The 15,992-nt window shown below is 72.1% G+C and carries 14 protein-coding genes; 5 read left to right on the top strand and 9 right to left on the bottom strand.

The window, feature by feature from the left end:
- Window positions 1–12 precede the first annotated feature (12 nt).
- Entirely contained in the window at window positions 13–1,074 is a 1,062-nt protein-coding gene (locus tag ACZ41I_RS09980; protein WP_399769513.1) for a YihY/virulence factor BrkB family protein, read from the bottom strand.
- Between the two features lie 104 nt (window positions 1,075–1,178).
- Between ACZ41I_RS09980 and ACZ41I_RS09985 the strand changes: the two genes are divergently transcribed.
- A complete protein-coding gene (locus tag ACZ41I_RS09985; protein ID WP_468513748.1) occupies window positions 1,179–1,787 on the top strand; it encodes a YdeI/OmpD-associated family protein in 609 nt (202 codons plus the stop codon).
- Between the two features lie 16 nt (window positions 1,788–1,803).
- Here ACZ41I_RS09985 and ACZ41I_RS09990 read toward each other — a convergent pair whose 3' ends face one another.
- Complete coding sequence (locus tag ACZ41I_RS09990; RefSeq protein WP_373305753.1) at window positions 1,804–1,881, bottom strand: 50S ribosomal protein bL37; 78 nt, start codon at window positions 1,879–1,881, stop codon at window positions 1,804–1,806.
- A 153-nt stretch (window positions 1,882–2,034) separates the two neighbouring features.
- On the opposite strand from ACZ41I_RS09990, the gene ACZ41I_RS09995 reads away from it, so the two are divergent.
- Complete coding sequence (locus tag ACZ41I_RS09995; RefSeq protein WP_399769517.1) at window positions 2,035–2,508, top strand: GreA/GreB family elongation factor; 474 nt, start codon at window positions 2,035–2,037, stop codon at window positions 2,506–2,508.
- On the opposite strand, the gene ACZ41I_RS10000 is transcribed toward ACZ41I_RS09995, so the two are convergent.
- Window positions 2,505–5,012: an ATP-dependent Clp protease ATP-binding subunit gene (locus ACZ41I_RS10000; RefSeq protein ID WP_399769519.1), complete on the bottom strand. Its 2,508-nt coding sequence runs from the start codon at window positions 5,010–5,012 to the stop codon at window positions 2,505–2,507. The two genes, ACZ41I_RS09995 and ACZ41I_RS10000, sit on opposite strands and share 4 nt — an antisense overlap.
- A gap of 65 nt (window positions 5,013–5,077) precedes the next feature.
- Here ACZ41I_RS10000 and ACZ41I_RS10005 point away from each other — a divergent pair, with 65 nt between their 5' ends.
- Window positions 5,078–5,449, top strand: a complete 372-nt coding sequence (locus tag ACZ41I_RS10005; protein ID WP_363220612.1) for a thioesterase family protein — start codon at window positions 5,078–5,080, stop codon at window positions 5,447–5,449.
- Window positions 5,450–5,467: 18 nt separating this feature from the next.
- Here the strand turns inward: ACZ41I_RS10005 and ACZ41I_RS10010 are convergent, their stop codons facing one another.
- From ACZ41I_RS10010 to ACZ41I_RS10020, 3 genes are all read right to left on the bottom strand, one after another.
- Window positions 5,468–5,845 carry an NUDIX domain-containing protein gene (locus ACZ41I_RS10010; protein ID WP_363220611.1) on the bottom strand — a complete coding sequence of 126 codons (378 nt, stop codon included), beginning with the start codon at window positions 5,843–5,845 and terminating at the stop codon, window positions 5,468–5,470.
- 101 nt (window positions 5,846–5,946) lie between these two features.
- The gene (locus ACZ41I_RS10015; RefSeq protein ID WP_363220610.1) at window positions 5,947–6,828 is read right to left on the bottom strand and encodes a diacylglycerol kinase family protein; all 882 of its coding nucleotides are present in this window, start codon (window positions 6,826–6,828) and stop codon (window positions 5,947–5,949) included.
- 66 nt (window positions 6,829–6,894) lie between these two features.
- A complete protein-coding gene (locus ACZ41I_RS10020; RefSeq protein ID WP_468513749.1) occupies window positions 6,895–8,487 on the bottom strand; it encodes an FAD-binding oxidoreductase in 1,593 nt (530 codons plus the stop codon).
- 120 nt (window positions 8,488–8,607) lie between these two features.
- On the opposite strand from ACZ41I_RS10020, the gene ACZ41I_RS10025 reads away from it, so the two are divergent.
- Window positions 8,608–9,207, top strand: a complete 600-nt coding sequence (locus ACZ41I_RS10025) for a TetR/AcrR family transcriptional regulator (RefSeq protein WP_363220608.1) — start codon at window positions 8,608–8,610, stop codon at window positions 9,205–9,207.
- Window positions 9,204–10,787, top strand: a complete 1,584-nt coding sequence (locus ACZ41I_RS10030; RefSeq protein ID WP_468513750.1) for a glycerol-3-phosphate dehydrogenase/oxidase — start codon at window positions 9,204–9,206, stop codon at window positions 10,785–10,787. Before ACZ41I_RS10025 ends, ACZ41I_RS10030 begins: the two co-directional genes overlap by 4 nt.
- Window positions 10,788–10,863: 76 nt before the next feature.
- On the opposite strand, the gene ACZ41I_RS10035 is transcribed toward ACZ41I_RS10030, so the two are convergent.
- The 3 genes from ACZ41I_RS10035 to ACZ41I_RS10045 all read right to left on the bottom strand — a co-directional run bounded on the left by ACZ41I_RS10035 (window position 10,864) and on the right by ACZ41I_RS10045 (window position 15,952).
- Complete coding sequence (locus ACZ41I_RS10035) at window positions 10,864–12,315, bottom strand: WGR domain-containing protein (RefSeq protein ID WP_468513751.1); 1,452 nt, start codon at window positions 12,313–12,315, stop codon at window positions 10,864–10,866.
- Between the two features lie 209 nt (window positions 12,316–12,524).
- Window positions 12,525–14,129 carry an ABC-F family ATP-binding cassette domain-containing protein gene (locus tag ACZ41I_RS10040; RefSeq protein ID WP_468513752.1) on the bottom strand — a complete coding sequence of 535 codons (1,605 nt, stop codon included), beginning with the start codon at window positions 14,127–14,129 and terminating at the stop codon, window positions 12,525–12,527.
- Window positions 14,130–14,362: 233 nt separating this feature from the next.
- Window positions 14,363–15,952 (bottom strand): multicopper oxidase family protein, encoded by a 1,590-nt coding sequence (locus ACZ41I_RS10045; protein WP_399769535.1) that lies wholly within the window; start codon window positions 15,950–15,952, stop codon window positions 14,363–14,365.
- Window positions 15,953–15,992 lie beyond the last annotated feature (40 nt).

The raw sequence follows: 15,992 nt of genomic DNA on the forward strand, positions 1-15,992 counted from the left end.
GGCGCCCCGGAGTCACGTCTCGTGCAGCCTGCGTACGTCCTCCTCGTCCCACTTCCTGGTGTCGCGAGGCTGGGTGTAGGGCTCGGCCCGGGGCGGATGGCCTCCGGCGACGGCCCGCTGCCGCACCGTCTCCGCGTCGAACTCCAGGCCCAGCAGGATCGCGAGGTTGCTGATCCACAGCCAGACCAGGAAGACGATGACGCCGGCCATGGTGCCGTAGGCCTTGTTGTAGGAGGCGAAGTTGCCGACGTAGAAGGCGAATCCGGCGGAGGCGATCATCCAGATCGCCAGCGCGAGGACGCTGCCGGGGGTGATCCACTTGAAGCCCTTGACCCTGGCGTTCGGCGTCGCCCAGTACAGGATCGCGATCATCACCGTGACCAGCAGGACCAGCACCGGCCACTTCGCGATCGACCACACCGTCAGGGCCATGTCCCCGACGCCCAGGGCCTGGCCGGCGTGGCGGGCCAGGCCGCCGGTGAAGACGACGATCAGCGCGCTGGCCACCGCGAGGACCATCAGGACGACCGTGACGCCGATCCGCACCGGCAGGATCTTCCACAGCGGGCGGCCCTCCGGCATGTCGTAGACGGCGTTGGCGGCGCGGATGAAGGCCGCCACGTAGCCGGAGGCCGACCACACCGCCAGTACGAGGCCGGCGACGGCCATGACGGAGCCGATGCCGGCGTTGTTCTGCAGCTGCTCCACGGCCCGGGTGAGGATGTCCCGGGCGGAACCGGGCGCCAGGTGCCTGAGGTCGGCCAGCACCTTGTCGGTGACCGACCTGCCGGCGACGGACAGCAGTGACACCAGCACCAGCAGCGCGGGGAACAGGGCGAGGACCCCGTAGTACGTCAGGGCCGCGGCCCGGTCGGTCAGCTCGTCGTCCCGGAACTCGCGCAGCGAGCCCTTGAGCACGGCTCCCCAGGCGCGTCTGGGGAGCTTCGCGGGGGTGTCGGGGGCGGCCCGCTCGACCTGCCGGCCGGGCCCGGCCTCCTCCGGTGCCGGTACCCGGGGCGTCGTAGTGGTGTCGCCACCGAGGCGGTGGCGCCGGGGAAGATGCAGCTTCGCCATGCCGGTCGGGTAACCCGGCCGCGCGGCCTCAAGCCCGGGGACCCGCCGGAATCGGCCATGGCACCCGATTGACCACACCGCCGGGGTGGGTTTGGATGTGGCGCATGTCGGGTGCAGCACAGGCAGGCGGGGCACGGAATGCCGCCGATCCGGTCCTCGCCTTCGCCTCGCAGGAGGCGTGGGAGAAGTGGCTGGAGGAGCATCACGCCGACGTGCGGGGCGTCTGGCTGAAGATCCCGAAGAAGGACTCCGGGATCGCCGGCGTCGACTACGCGGGAGCACTTGAGTCGGCTCTCTGCTTCGGCTGGATCGACGGGCAGAAGAAGAAGCTGGACGAGCGGTACTGGCTTCAGCGCTTCACCCCGCGCCGGCAGGGCAGCAAGTGGTCGCGGGTGAACCGGCAGAAGGCCACCGAACTCGCGGAGCAGGGCCGGATGCGACCGGCCGGCCTGCGGGAGGTGGAGAAGGCCAAGGCGGACGGCCGCTGGGAGGCGGCGTACGCGAACCAGAGCGCTGCCACGGTGCCCGACGACCTCCGGGCTGCCCTGGAGGCCGCCACCCCGGAGGCGCGGGACTTCTTCGCCGCCCTCGACAGCCGGAACCGGTACGCGATCCTCTACCGGGTCCAGGACGCCAAGAAGCCGGAGACCCGGGCGGCGCGCATCGAGAAGTTCGTCGCCATGCTCGCCGCGCAGCAGAAGATCCACCCCTGAAGCGCGGCACTCGGGATCAGCACTGGGGGCGTTTCCCGTGATTGGCGGCATGGCCGCGACGTGACTTCTTCTTCCGGCGTCGCTTCGAGGACATGGGAACCTCCTGAGGGAGAGCAAGACGATACGGACGGACTATCCATAAATACGCTATATCCGGACCAATCACCTCTCCACTGTCCGTCCCCGTTGATACGATGCGAAAAATGCGCCACTGGTGAATATCCTCCCCTGGACCAGAGGAGCCGGAATGGCCGGTGACCCGAAGCCGATCAGTGCCACGGCCCGTCACGCGCTGGAGCAGGAACTGGCCGATCTGCGCGACGAGCGCCGCCTCGTGGCCGGGACGCTGCACGACAGCGCCGATGTGGGCGACCAGGCCGACCAGGCCGACGAGTTGCGGCGCGTCGATCAGCTCGACCGTCTGGACCGCCGTATCGAGGACATCACCGAGCGGCTGCGCCAAGCGGACGTGGCCGGGCCTCCCCCTACGGACGAGGTCGGCGTGGGCAGCACGGTCACGGTCCGCTTCGCGGACGGCTCGCAGGAGACGCTCCAGATCGGCGAGGTCGCCGAGGCCTTCGACCAGACCCTGGTCACCTCGGACAGCCCACTGGGCCTTGCGCTGATCGGGCGTCGCGCCGGTGACTCGGTGCACTTCGACACACCGGACGGCCCGTCGAGCGCGGTGGTGGTGTCGATCGGGGACGGCCAGTCCCCCTAGACGGCAGGCTCGCCGGAGCCGCTGCCCTTGCGCACCGTGCAGTGCAGTGAGTCGTGTTGTACGTCGGCGACGATGGTGTCGCCGGGCCCAGCCTCACCGCTGAGCAGCAGGCTGGCGATGCGGTTGTCCAGTTCCGCCTGGATCGTGCGGCGCAGCGGCCGGGCGCCGAACTCCGGCTGATGGCCGTGCGCGATGAGCAGCTTCTTCGCCGCCTCTGTGACCTGCAGCGCCATGCCCTGGGCGCGGACGCGGCGCTTGCTCTGGTCCAGCAGATGGTCCACGATCTTCCCCAGGTCGTCCTCGGTCAGACCGTGGAAGACGATGATGTCGTCGATCCGGTTGAGGAACTCCGGCAGGAACCTGCCCCGCAGATCCTCCATCAACTCGTCCTTCAGCTGCGACACATCACCCTTGTGGTCCAGAATCCGACGGGCGCCGATGTTGGACGTCATGATGACGACGCAGTGCCGGAAGTCGACGGTGCGGCCCTGGGCGTCGGTCAGCCGACCGTCGTCCAGGATCTGCAACAGCGTGTTGAAGACGTCCGGGTGTGCCTTTTCCACCTCGTCGAACAACACCACGCTGTACGGCTGGCGGCGCACCTTCTCCGTCAGCTGGCCCGCCTCCTCGTATCCCACGTATCCGGGAGGGGCGCCGACGAGCCTGGCGACCGTGTGCTTCTCCTGGAACTCGCTCATGTCGAAGCGGATCATCCGGGCCTCGTCCCCGAACAGCAACGCCGCGAGTGTCTTGGCCAGTTCGGTCTTGCCCACGCCCGTGGGACCGAGGAAGAGGAAGGAACCCACCGGCCGGTTCGGGTCCCCCATGCCGGCGCGGTTGCGGCGCACCGCCTGGGACACGGCCGTGACCGCCTCGTCCTGGCCGACGATCCGGGCGTGCATCTCCTCCTCGAGCCTGAGCAGCTTCTCCCTCTCGCTCGCCGTCAACTGTGACACCGGGATCCCCGTGCGGCGCGAGACGACGTCGGCGATGTCCGCGGCCGTGACGGAGACGACGCCCTCACGGCGTTCCTCGATGCCGGCGAGTTCGCCCTCCACCTCGGCGATCTCCCGCTTCAGCTGCGATGCCTTCTCGAAGTCCTCGACCGAGACGGCCTGTTCGAGTTCACGCCGGAGTCTGGCGATACGGTCCTCACGGCTGACCACCTCCGTGGAGCGCCCCACGCTGCGCAGCCGCACCCGCGCACCGGCCTGATCCATCACGTCGATGGCCTTGTCGGGCAGGAAGCGGTCGGTGACATAGCGGTCGGACAGCTCCGCGGCCGCGACCAGCGCCGCGTCGTCGAACCGGACCTGGTGGTGCGCCTCGTAGGAGTCCCGCAGCCCCTCCAGGATCTGCACGGTCTCCTCCACGGTCGGCTCCGGCACCATCACCGGCTGGAACCGGCGCTCCAACGCCGCGTCCTTCTCGATGTGCTTGCGGTACTCGTCGATCGTCGTGGCCCCCACGACATGGAGTTCCCCGCGCGCGAGCGCGGGCTTGAGCATGTTGCCCGCGTCCATCGAGCCCTCGCCGGTCGCGCCGGCGCCGACGACGGTGTGCACCTCGTCGATGAACAGGATGATCCGGCCCTTGGCCGCCTGGACGTCCTCGATGACCTTCTTCAACCGCTCCTCGAACTGGCCCCGGTACTGCGTCCCCGCCACCAGCCCCGACAGATCGAGCGCCACGACCCTCTTGTCCTTGAGGGTGTCGGGCACCTCACCGGCCACGATCCGCTGCGCCAGCCCCTCCACGATCGCGGTCTTGCCCACCCCGGGCTCACCGATCAGCACGGGGTTGTTCTTCGACCGCCGCGAGAGGATCTCGACCGTCTGCTCGATCTCCTCCGCGCGCCCCACCACCGGGTCCAGCTTCCCGGCCCGGGCCTCCTCGGTCAGGTCCCGGCCGAACTCGTCCAGCGTGGTCGCCGGCGTCTTCTTCCGTTCCGCGGACGGTCCCTCGCCGCGGGCGGCCTGGTCGGTCAGGTCCGTCAGTTTCCTGGTGTCCCTGCCCTCGGCGCGCAGCAGCTTGGCGGCGCCCGTGTCGCTGTCGCCCAGCAGAGCGCCGAGGAGGTGCTCGGGGCCGATGTAGGACACACCGGCCGCCTGCGACCGGGCGTAGGCGGCGCCGAGCGTGCGCTTGGCCGCGGGGGTGAGGCCGGGTTGCGAGGACGGCTCGCCGGACTCCCGGGGCAGGATCTCGGCGATCTCCGCCGCCAGCGCGTCGGGGTCGACGCCCACCTGGGAGAGGAGTCTGCGGGACGGCTCGACCTTGGTGGCCGCCCACAGCAGATGTTCCGTGTCCAGGTCGGGCGTCCCGTCCTCGACCGCCCGCTGCGCGGCCAGGTTCAGCAGTTCCTGCGACGACTCCGTCAGCAGCCGGCCGATCGGCACGCGCTGCACCGCGGGAGGCGACGACGCCGGCGACATCCCGAAGAAGCGGTTGAACAGTTCACTGAAGGGGTCCGACGAACCGAACGGTGCACCGAAGGACATCGACATGTCATCACTCAATCGCGCCGTGCACGGCACCGCAAACGGAAGACACACCTTTGTAGCGTGGGGGCATGCGTCACAAGGTGACCGAGGCCGACACGGCGGTGGCGGTCGGCAGCGGTGATGTGCCTGTCCTCGCCACCCCGCGGCTGATCGCGTGGATGGAAGCGGCCACCGTGCGGGCCGCCGCCCCGTTCACCGGGTCCGGTCGGACCACCGTCGGGACGCAGGTGCGGATCCGGCATCTGCGGGCCACACCCGTCGGGGGGCAGGTGGAGGTGAGTGCCGAGACCGCGGACTCCGGTGCGGGCGGGCGGCTGACGTTCGCGGTGCGGGCCGTCGACGCTTCGGGGCGGCTGGTCGCGACGGGCGAGATCGACCGGGCGATCGTCGACCGGGAGCGGTTCCTGGCCCGCGTGCCCGATCCTGCGGCGGATCGCTGACCCCGGGCCCGGCTGGGCTCATGCGGGCGTGTGACCCCGAAGGTATGCGCGTACGGCTGCCGGGAGCACGGCGTCGGCGGTCTCGGGGATCGGCGCCCAGCGCACGTGCTCCGGCGCGAGGCCGGCTCCGTCCGACGGGGACTCGCTCAGCAGCTGACACACCACCGCCGAGGTCTCGGCCGCCGGGATCGTGTCGTGCGGGGCCAGGGACTCGGTGCCGTCGACGAGGTAGCCGGTGAGTTCGTAGACGACGCGTGCCGCGGTGGCCTCGGCCGGTTCGGCAGGCTGAGGCATGCCCGACGGCAGCGTCCATCCGTCGCCGTCCGCCACCAGCAGCAGCCGTCCGTCGTACAGGACGACCGCCTGCACCAGGCCCTCGGCAGGATCCAGCCTCATGACCGACCACCTTCCCCCGGCGCGCCCGGCCGGGTTCTCCTCCCTTACCCATGGCCGGCCCGTCCTGCACCGACGCCGTGTCATCTCCCGTGAGTGAGTGGTCAGTACAGCACCGGCAGGTCTCCGGGACGTACCCGCAGCGTGACCGGGAGGGTGGCATCGACCTCGCCGTCGGCTCCATAGGGGACGGGCCGGTTCGCCTCGATGCGCAGCTCCCTGCCGCGCAGGACGCGCACTTCGGGGCGGTGGATGTGGGCTCCTGTCCTCAGCTCGTTCATGAGGGCGAAGAACAGCCTGCGCGGTGCCTCGCGGATCATCACCACGTCGAGCAGTCCGTCGTCGACGCGCGCGTCGGGGGCGATGAGCCGACCGGAGCCGTAGTAGGGGGAGTTGGCGGCGACGACCGTGTAGCCGCGGTGGGTGTGCTCCGTGCCGTCGACGGTGACGCGGTAGTCGGCCGCCCGCCAGGTGGTGACGGCGCGCAGGCCGCCCGCGTAGTACGAGGCGGCGCCGCGCAGCAGCCGGGCGTGGTTGGCGTGCCGGTTGGCCACGGCGTCCACGCCGGCGTACACGCTGCCCAGGACCACGGTGCGCGGGTGGACGGCCGACTCCACCTCGATGGTGTCGACCGGCCGGGGCTCGGCGTGCAGCAGCAGGTCGGCGAGTGCGGCGGGGTCGGCGGGCAGTTTCAGGGCGCGGGCGAAGTCGTTGCCGCGTCCCGCGGGTACCAGGCCCAGGACGGTGCCGGTGCCGCTCAGCGCGCCGCCGATGCCGCCGGCGATCCCGTCGCCGCCGACGGCCAGCACGATCCGGCCGCGCTCGCCGGCGCGGCGGGCGATGTCCTGGGCGTGGGCGAGGCTGTGGCTGTACTCCGTCTCCAGCTCGGCTCCTGCCTCACGCAGCAGCCGGGCCAGGTGCAGCAGTGTCGCCGCCCCGGTGGAGCCGCCCGCGGTGGGGTTGACGACGGCGGTGAACTGTCGCATCGGTGTGCCTCCGAAGCAGGCGGGTCTGATGGGTCGGCCGGTCGGGTGGATGAGTCGTGTCAGGGGTCAGTCGGTGGGGAGCAGGACGCCGGGGTTGAGCAGGCCCTCGGGGTCCAGACGGCGCTTCACGGCGCGCAGGGCCGAGATGCCGAGCGGTCCGGCCTCGCGGACATACCAGTCGCGGTGGTCGGTGCCGACCCCGTGGTGGTGGGAGATGGTGCCACCGGCGGCCAGTACGGCTTCGTTGGCGGCGTGTTTGGCGGGCGTCCAGTGGGCCACCGGGTCCTCGCCCTGAGCGCTGACGACGGTGAAGTACAGGGAGGCGCCGTTCTCGTAGACGTGGGAGATGTGGCACATGACCAGGGGCGGGGTGCCGGCCTCGGTGAGGGTGTCGGTGAGTGCGGTGCGTACGGCCGTGTAGAGGCCGGGGATGCGGGACCAGAAGGCCGCGGTCTCCAGGGTCTCGGCGAAGGCGCCGACGTCGAGGAGGGCGTCGCGGAGGTACGGCGCCGAGTAGCGGCCGTGGGCCCAGCGTTCGCCCGGTTCCGCTCCGACGAGGGTGCCGCCGCAGGCGGTGAGGACTGCGGCCGCCTGTTCCCGGCGCAGCGCGGTGTCCTCGGCCGTGCCCTCGTAGCCGGTGATGGCCAGGCAGCCGGCCGCGCTCTGCGCCAGGTCACCGCCGATGGCGTCGGGCTGGGCCAGGCCGATGAGGGTCTCGGTCTCGTCGGACAGCCGCAGCACGGTGGGCCGGGGTCCGTCCTGGGCGAGCCTGCGCAGCGCGGCGGCGCCTTCCTCGAACGAGGCGAACCGCCAGCCCTCGTAGATCCGCTTCTGTGGCAGCGGCCGGATGCGTACGGTGACGGAGGTGATGACGCCGAAGGCGCCCTCCGAGCCGAGGATCAGCTGGCGCAGGTCGGGGCCGGCGGCGGAGCGCGGGGCGCGGCCGGTCTCGATCGTGCCCTCGGGCGTGGCGAGGGTCAGGCCGAGGACCATCTCGTCGAAGCGGCCGTAGCCGGCGGAGGCCTGTCCGCTGGAGCGGGCCGCCGCGAAGCCGCCGATGGTGGCCCACTCGAAGGACTGCGGGAAGTGGCCGAGAGTGAAGCCGTGTCCGGCGAGCAGTGCTTCGGCCTCGGGGGCGCGCAGGCCGGGCTGGAGTACGGCGGTGCGCGAGACGGGGTCCAGGTCGAGCAGAGCGTTCATCCGGCGCAGGTCCAGGGCGATGAACGCGGTGCGCTGCGGGGCGAGTCCGCCGACGACCGAGGTGCCGCCGCCGAAGGGGACGACGGCGAGGCCGTGCGCGGCGCAGGCGCGCAGCACGGCGATGACCTCGTCGTGGGAGGCGGGCAGGACGACGGCCTGCGGGACGTCCGCGAAGTCCCCGGTGCGGATGCGCAGCAGGTCCGGCGTGGACTTGCCGCGGGTGTGGCGGATGCGGCTCTCGCTGTCGGTGCGGACGTGGTCGTCGCCGCCGACGGCCTCGGCGAGCGCCTTCAGCGCGGCCGGGGCGGCCGTGGTGCCCGGCAGGCGGATGTCGTCGAGGGCGAGGGCGGGCGTGGTGCGGGGCTTGACGCCGAGCAGGTCGCGCAGCAGTCCGGTCACCGAGTCGGGCAGCGGTGCCGCCTTGGCCGGGTCGCCCCAGCCGTTCCACAGCATGTCCATTGAACGGTCGTCCTCACAGGTCGGTGTGCTCGGTGCGCTCGGTTCGCGCGACGGCCGGCGGCCGTGTCCGGGGCGACGGTGGCTGCTCCGTCCGGCCCCCGGGGCGTTACACTGTGACACATGACGCCTATTCGTCACAACGGTTCGGACAACGATCATGTGCTCGACGCGGTGCGCGACTGCGTGCTGGCCGTCGGCGTCCGCCGCACCACCCTCGCCGACGTGGCCCGCCGCGCCGGTGTGTCCCGGATGACGCTGTACCGGCGCTGGCCGGACCTGCGGACCCTGGTCGGCGATCTGATGACCCGTGAGTGGATCGACGTGGCCACCCGGGCGATCCCCGAGCCCGCCGACGCCATCGACACGCGCACGCGGATCGTGGACGGACTGGTGGCGGGGGTCGAGGCGTTCCGGGCGCACCCGCTCTTCTGCAAGATCATCGACGTCGATCCGGAGCTGCTGCTGCCGTATGTGCTCGACCGGCGCGGAGCCAGCCAGGAGGCGCTGCTGAACCTGCTGGCCGACGCCGTGCGCGCGGGCCACGCGGACGGGTCGGTACGTCCCGGCCATGTCGAACGGCAGTCCCGCGCCCTGCTGTTGACCGTGCAGTCCTTCACCCTGTCCCTGCGCACGATGACCGACGAGGACGATCCGGAGCTCGACTCCCCCGCCTTTCTCGCCGAGTTGCGCACCCTCCTGGAGAGGACCCTCACGCCATGAGCCACACCAGGGCCCACGCCGGCTCGTCCCTCAGTGCCCGCCGCCGCAGGCGGGAGCTGACCGAGGCCGCGGACGGCAGGGTCACCGACGTCCTGGTCGTCGGCCTCGGCGCCACGGGAGCCGGAGCCGCACTGGACGCGGCGGCACGCGGGCTGGACGTCGTCGCGGTCGACGCCCACGACCTGGCCTTCGGCACCTCCCGCTGGAGCTCGAAGCTCATCCACGGCGGGCTGCGCTATCTGGCCTCCGCGCAGTTCGACGTCGCACATGAGAGCGCGGTGGAACGCGGGGTGCTGATGACCAGGACCGCCCCGCACCTGGTGGCCGCCCAGCCGTTCGTCCTGCCGCTGACCCCGCTGGTGTCCAAGGCCCAGGCCTCGCTGGCCTGGGCCGGGTTCCGGGCCGGGGACATGCTGCGCCTGGCCGCCCGCACTCCGCGCCAGGTGCTGCCCGCGCCCCGCCGGCTGTCGGCGACGGAGGCCCGGCACCTGGCGCCCTCGGTGCGCGCGGCCGGGCTGCGCGGCGGACTGCTGTCCTGGGACGGCAGGGTGACCGACGACGCCCGGCTGGTCACCGCCCTGGCGAGGACCGCCGCCGCGCAGGGCGCACGGGTGCTGACCCGGGTCAGGGTGCTGGAGCTGACCGGCACGGGCGCCCGCATCCGCGACGAACTCACCGGTGAGGAGGGCGAGATCAGGGCCCGCGCCGTCATCAACGCCACCGGGGTGTGGGCGGGTGATCTCGTCGAGGGCATCCGGATCCGGCCGTCCCGCGGCACCCACCTGGTCCTGCGCTCGGAACGGCTCGGCGCCCTGCCGGCCGGGCTGCACATCCCGATCCCCGGCGAGACCAACCGCTTCGTCCTGGTCCTGCCCCAGGGCGACGGCCGGGTGTACGTCGGCCTCACCGACGAGCCGGTCGAGGGCGGGATCCCGGACGTGCCGGAGGTGCCCGAGTCGGACATCGGCTTCCTGCTGGACGTGCTCGGCTCGGTCCTTGACACGCCTGTCGCCCGGGAGGAGGTCGTCGGCGCCTTCGCCGGACTGCGCCCCCTGCTGGACATGTCCGCGCACGACGGCCGCGACGGCGCACCCGCGCGCACCTCCGACATCTCCCGCCGGCACGCGGTGCTGACCTCCCCCGGCGGTGTCACGACGATCGTCGGCGGCAAGCTCACCACCTACCGGCGGATGGCACAGGACGCCGTGGACGCCGCGACCGCCGCCCGGGGCCTTCCCGCCGCGCCCTCCCCCACCGCCGCACTGCCGCTGGTCGGCGCCGCCGCACCCGCCCGGCTGCGTTCCCTGTCGGCACCCGGGCGCCTGGTCCGCCGTTACGGCATCGAGGCCGAGGCCGTCCACGCGCTCGCGGCGGAGGACCCCGCCCTGGCCGAGCCGGTGCTGCCGGGCCACCCGGTCACCCGCGCGGAACTGCTGTGGGCGGTCCTGCACGAGGGCGCGCTGGACGCCTCGGACCTCCTGGACCGCCGTACCCGCATCGGTCTGGTGCCGCAGGACCGCGCCCAGGCGCTCTCCGTGGCGCGGGAGCTGCTGGCGGAGACGGAGGCGGCGCGCCCATGAACCGCACGGCCGCAGGCCGGGGCCCACAGGCCGGCGGCCCCGGCCGGCCGGGGCACTTCGCCAAAGGGGCGGAGCCTCACAGCAGGCGGCGGATGTCGCCGCGGACGCGGTAGAAGCCGCCGGCCGCCGGGTGCAGGGCGTCCACGACGTAGCGGGCGCCCGGCTCGCGTATCGCGCGCGGGAACTGGACCTTCCAGGAAGGGTCGTAGCCCTCGGACACCACGTGCACCCGGAGCCGGCCGCCCTCCTGCACGCACTCGACCACGACGGTTCCGGAGGGAGCCCGGGAGACGGTGGCCACCGCGGCCACGGCGGTGGCGGGTGCGTAGGTCGGCAGGGCGGCGGCGAGTTTGACGTCCCGTGCCACCGGCACCGTGCCCTGCTGGGCCGCGGTGATGGCCGTCTCGCTCGCGTCGACGCACACCAGCGATCCGTCGGTGGTCACCAGGTACAGCCGTTCGTCGCGGTACTGCATGGACAGCGCCGAGCCACCACCCGTGCCGAGCTTCCACAGGCGCGTGCCGTCCTGGTCGAAGCAGTAGACGGACGACGCGGCGTCCCCGGCGAAGACGAACCGCCCGCCCGGGGAGGTGGCGCACGAGTAGACCGCGCTGTCGCAGGCGTACGTCGCCTCGATCGCGCCGGTCGCCTTCGCCAGCCGCTGGACCACGTGGTGCCCGGTGCCCGCGTAGACGGCGTCGTCCTCCTGCCAGCCGAACAGCACGCTGCCGTTGGTGGCCGTGTGCCACAACTCGCCGCCGCCGTCGGGCGCGTAGGCGGTGACGCCCCTTTGGTGGCCGTGGTAGACGGCCTGGTCGTCGGCGCGGACCATCCAGGCGTGTCCGCCCTGGCTGCGGCGGGCCCACTGGTGTTCGTCCTCGTGGTCGATGACGGTGAGCCGGCCGTCACGGTCCGACACGTTCAGGACGCCCTCGTGGATGTCCAGCCAGAAGATGTCGACGTCGGCGGCGATGTCGTACGCGGCGAAGGGCAGTTTGGAGGAGAGGTCGTAGACCTTGCCGTCGTCGCAGCCGGCGTAGATCCAGAAGTCGTCGGCGACCAGGCACTTGACTCCGTCGGGCAGGCTGAACCGGGCGAGGACGGCACCGTCGTGTCCGAGGGTGTAGACGTCACCCGCCTGATTGCCCACCCAGCAGTGCTCGTCGTCGACATGGATGCCGAACGCGGCAGAGCCGGTGCGGAACCGCCACAGCACGGGCGCCACCGCCCGGGCCGTGGAGGGGGCCGAGCTGACCTGACGCCGGGTCACCGCGCGCGGGGCGCGCTGCCCCTGGACAGCCGGGGCATAGCCCTTGCGGACCTTCTCCCCCACCTTCTTCGCGGCGGCCGCCCTGGCCTTCTCGGCGGTGGGGAAGGTCGTCGTCTGGGTCTGTCCTGCTGCGCCGATCCTTCCGTACCGCACCGTCACCACCGAACCGTCGACGGTCACCTCGTAGAACTTGTGGGCGCCGCCGCCCTCCTGCGACAGTTCGAGATACGTCGTCGACACCGCGGACGCCGTGGTCATGGCAGACCCCTCCCCAGGACGGACCCGCGGCCGTTCCGGCAGGTCCTCACTGATGAGACCGTAAGGGCGACCACTGACAACGGGCCGCCGTCGCCGGACCACGGTGCCGCTCCCGGCCCCCCGGCAGGCATCCGCCGGCTGCCCCGCGCTCTCACGGTTCGACCTCAACGCACCTGTGCGGTCAGCCGGTTGACGCATACGGCGAATCGTCACGCGAGGGCGACCAGGGCTCGGTAGTCCTCGCTCCACAGGTCGTCGTCCGCGTCCGGCAGGAGCAGTACGCGGTCGGGGCGGAGGGCGTCGAGGGCGCCCTCGTCGTGGGTGACCATCACGATCGCGCCGGGATAGGAGCCGACCGCGGCCAGGACCTCGTCGCGGGAGACCGGGTCGAGGTTGTTGGTCGGCTCGTCCAGCAGCAGGACGTTCGCCCCGGAGTGGACGAGTGCGGCAAGCGCCAGCCGGGTTCGCTCGCCGCCCGACAGGACACCCGCGGGCTTGTCGGCGTCGTCACCGCCGAACAGGAACGCGCCGAGCACCCGCCGCGCCTCGCCGGTGTCCAGGTGCGGTGCGGCTGCGTGCAGGTTCTCCAGGACCGTGCGGCCGGTGTCGAGTGTGTCGTGCTCCTGGGCCAAGTAGCCGAGGCGCAGTCCGTGCCCGTGCACCACGCGTCCGCTGTCCGGCTGTTCGGCACCTGCGAGGATCCGCAGCAGGGTGGTCTTGCCGGCGCCGTTGAATCCGAGCACGACCATACGGCTGCCCCGGTCCACCGCCAGGTCGACCCCGTCCAGGACGTGGAGGTCGCCGTAGGACTTGGCCAGGCTGATCGCGGCGAGAGGCGTCCGCCCGCACGGGGCGGGCTCGGGCAGCCGGATCCTTGCCGTCTTCTCGGTGCGCCGGGCCGGTTCCAGGCCGGTCAGCATCCGGTCGGCGCGGCGGGCCATGCTCCGTGCCATGGCGGCGGTGGCGGACCGGGCCTTCATGCGGTCCGCCTGTGCGTGCAGGGCGGCGGCCTTGCGTTCGACGCCGGCCCGCTCCCTGGTACGGCGCCGCTCCTCCGTCTCGCGTCGGGTCGTGTACGTGGTCCAGCCGGTGTTGTGGACGTCGATCGCGGCTCGTCCGGGGTCCAGATGGAAGACACGGTTGACGACGTCGGCGAGCAGAGCGGTGTCATGGCTGACGACCACCAGTCCGCCCTGATGGCCTTTCAGGAAGCCGCGCAGCCACCCGAGCGAGTCGGCGTCGAGGTGGTTGGTGGGCTCGTCCAGCAGCAGGGTGCCGTGGCTTCCGGCGAACAGGATGCGGGCGAGTTCCACGCGCCGCTTCTGTCCGCCGGACAGGGTGCCGACCGGCTCGCCCATGACCCGTTCGGGCAGCCCGAGTCCGGCTGCCACCCGGGCGGCCTCGGCTTCGGCCGCATAGCCACCGCCCGCCTGGAAGGCGGCTTCGGCGCGGGCGTAGGCGTTCATCGCCCGCTCCAGCGCCGCCGGACGGGTGGCGTCGGCCATCGCCGCCTCGGCCGTGCGCAGTTCGCGCAGGGCGCTGTCGAGGCCGCGGGCGGACAGGATCCGGTCGGTGACCGTGACGGCGGGGTCGGCGGCACGGGAGTCCTGGGCGAGGAAGCCGACCGGACCGGTGCGGGTGATCGTGCCGGCGGCGGGCCGGGACCGCCCGGCGAGCGCGGTCATCAGGGTGGTCTTGCCGGCGCCGTTGCGGCCGACGAGGCCGATCCGGTCCCCGGGGGAGACGGTGAAGGAGACACCGGAAAGAAGCAGGCGCGCACCGGCGCGCAGCTCGACATCACGAGCGGTGATCATGGGTAACGCTCCGACATAGCAGGAGGACACACTTCTGGCGTGGAAGCGGGTCCTCAGCTAGGAGATTCGGGGCGTGGACATGCCGTCACGGTAACCGACGCGCTCCGGGCGGCGCATCCGTTTTTCCGGGCCGGGGTCCGGGTCCGGCCCGTGCCCGGCGCGGGAAGGCGCGCCCGCGCCGGGCACGGGAACCATCCGTTCCCGAGGCTGGACCAAGTGCCTGGATCAGCCGGTCACTTGAGGTATCCGAGGAGGGTCATCATGCCGCTCTCCGAGTGGTACTGGTTGTGGCAGTGGAGCATCCACAGGCCCGGGTTGTCGGCGTCGAAGTCGACGACGAGTTTGCGGTGGGGCAGCACCAGCGCGGTGTCCTTGCGCGTCCCCACGCCGTCGAGACCGGTGACCGCGAAGGTGTGGCCGTGCAGGTGCAGGGGGTGCCACATGTCGGTGGCGTTGACGAGGGTGAGCCGTACCCGTTCGCCGGCGCGCACCGGGTGGCGTCTGCGAGGGTCGTAGGGCTGGTGGTCGAAGCCCCAGTCGAACCTGCGCATGCCGCCGGTGAGCCGGATGCGCACCTCACGGTCGGGTTCACGGTCGTCCAGCGCCACGGACTCGTCCGGTACGAGACGACGTGCGGGTACGATCTTCCCGGCCAGCTCGTCCGGGCGGACGTTCCGCCCGGGAATGCTTCTGCCCCCGTCGGTGCGCAGCACGGCGAGTGCCTGGCCCTGTTTTCCCTCGGCGAGTGCGACCAGGGGGAACACGCCGTCCTCGGCGGTGATCAGGACGTCGTACCGTTCGGCCATGCCGATGAGGAGCGCGTCCGTCTCCTCGTGTTCCACGGGATAGCCGTCGGTGTGCGTGACGGTCATGGTGTGGCCGCCCAGCGCCACCCGGAAGGCCGTCTCGGAGCCCGCGTTGATGATCCGCAGCCGGACACGGTCGCCCGGGCTGCACCGGAACACCGCGGGATTGGCCGGCAGCCGGCCGTTGACGAGGTAGTACGGGTAGGCCACGCTCCCGCCGGGGCTGTCGAGCATCCGGCTGTACGAGGTGCGCAACACCCGGGAGGGACCGGTCGGCAGACCACCGCGTGCGGGAGCCATGGCCATGCCTGCGCGCCCCATGGACATGCCTGTGCCGGGCTGGAGCTGGTCGAGTACACGGTCCGGGGTGGAGCCGTTCACGCCGTCGACCCAGTCGTCCAGGACGACGACCCACTCCTTGTCGTAGGAGAGGGGTTCCCTGGGGTCGTCGACGATGAGCGGGGCGTACAGCGCCCGGTCGGGCTGGACCCCGACGTGGGAGTGCAGGAGATAGGTGCCCGGGTGGGAGACGGCGAAGCGGTAGGTGAAGTCGGTCCCCGGGCGGATGGCGTTCTGCGTCACGGCGGGGACGCCGTCCATGTCGTTGCGCAGGCGCACGCCGTGGGCGTGGAGCGTGGTGGCGGCCGGCAGCCGGTTGGCGAGGGTGAGGTTCAGGACGTCACCGGCGGTGACGCGCACCACCCGGCCGGGCAGCGTGCCGTCGTACGCCCAGCTCCTGACGGTCCGCCCGCCCAGGTCCAGCGTGGCCGGGCCGGCGGTGAGCGCGAAGCTGCGCAGGGGGCCGGAACCGCGTCTCCGCTCGGCGGCCAGGACCTCCGGACCCGACGGGTCGACATAGGTCCCGGACCGCGGCGGGCCGGAGGCGGACTCGCCGAGCGCGGTGCCCTCGGGGCCGCGGTGGGGGCGGAGAACGAAGTCGGGACGGACAGGCAGGAGTCCCGCGCCGGCAGCAGCGAGCGGGGCACGGAGCAGAGTACGCCGCGAAGGTGTGTGCATGGCTGTAATAAGACACAATTTGCGGCGCGATAGGGGGAAA

Source organism: Streptomyces sp. NPDC030799 (assembly GCF_055572255.1).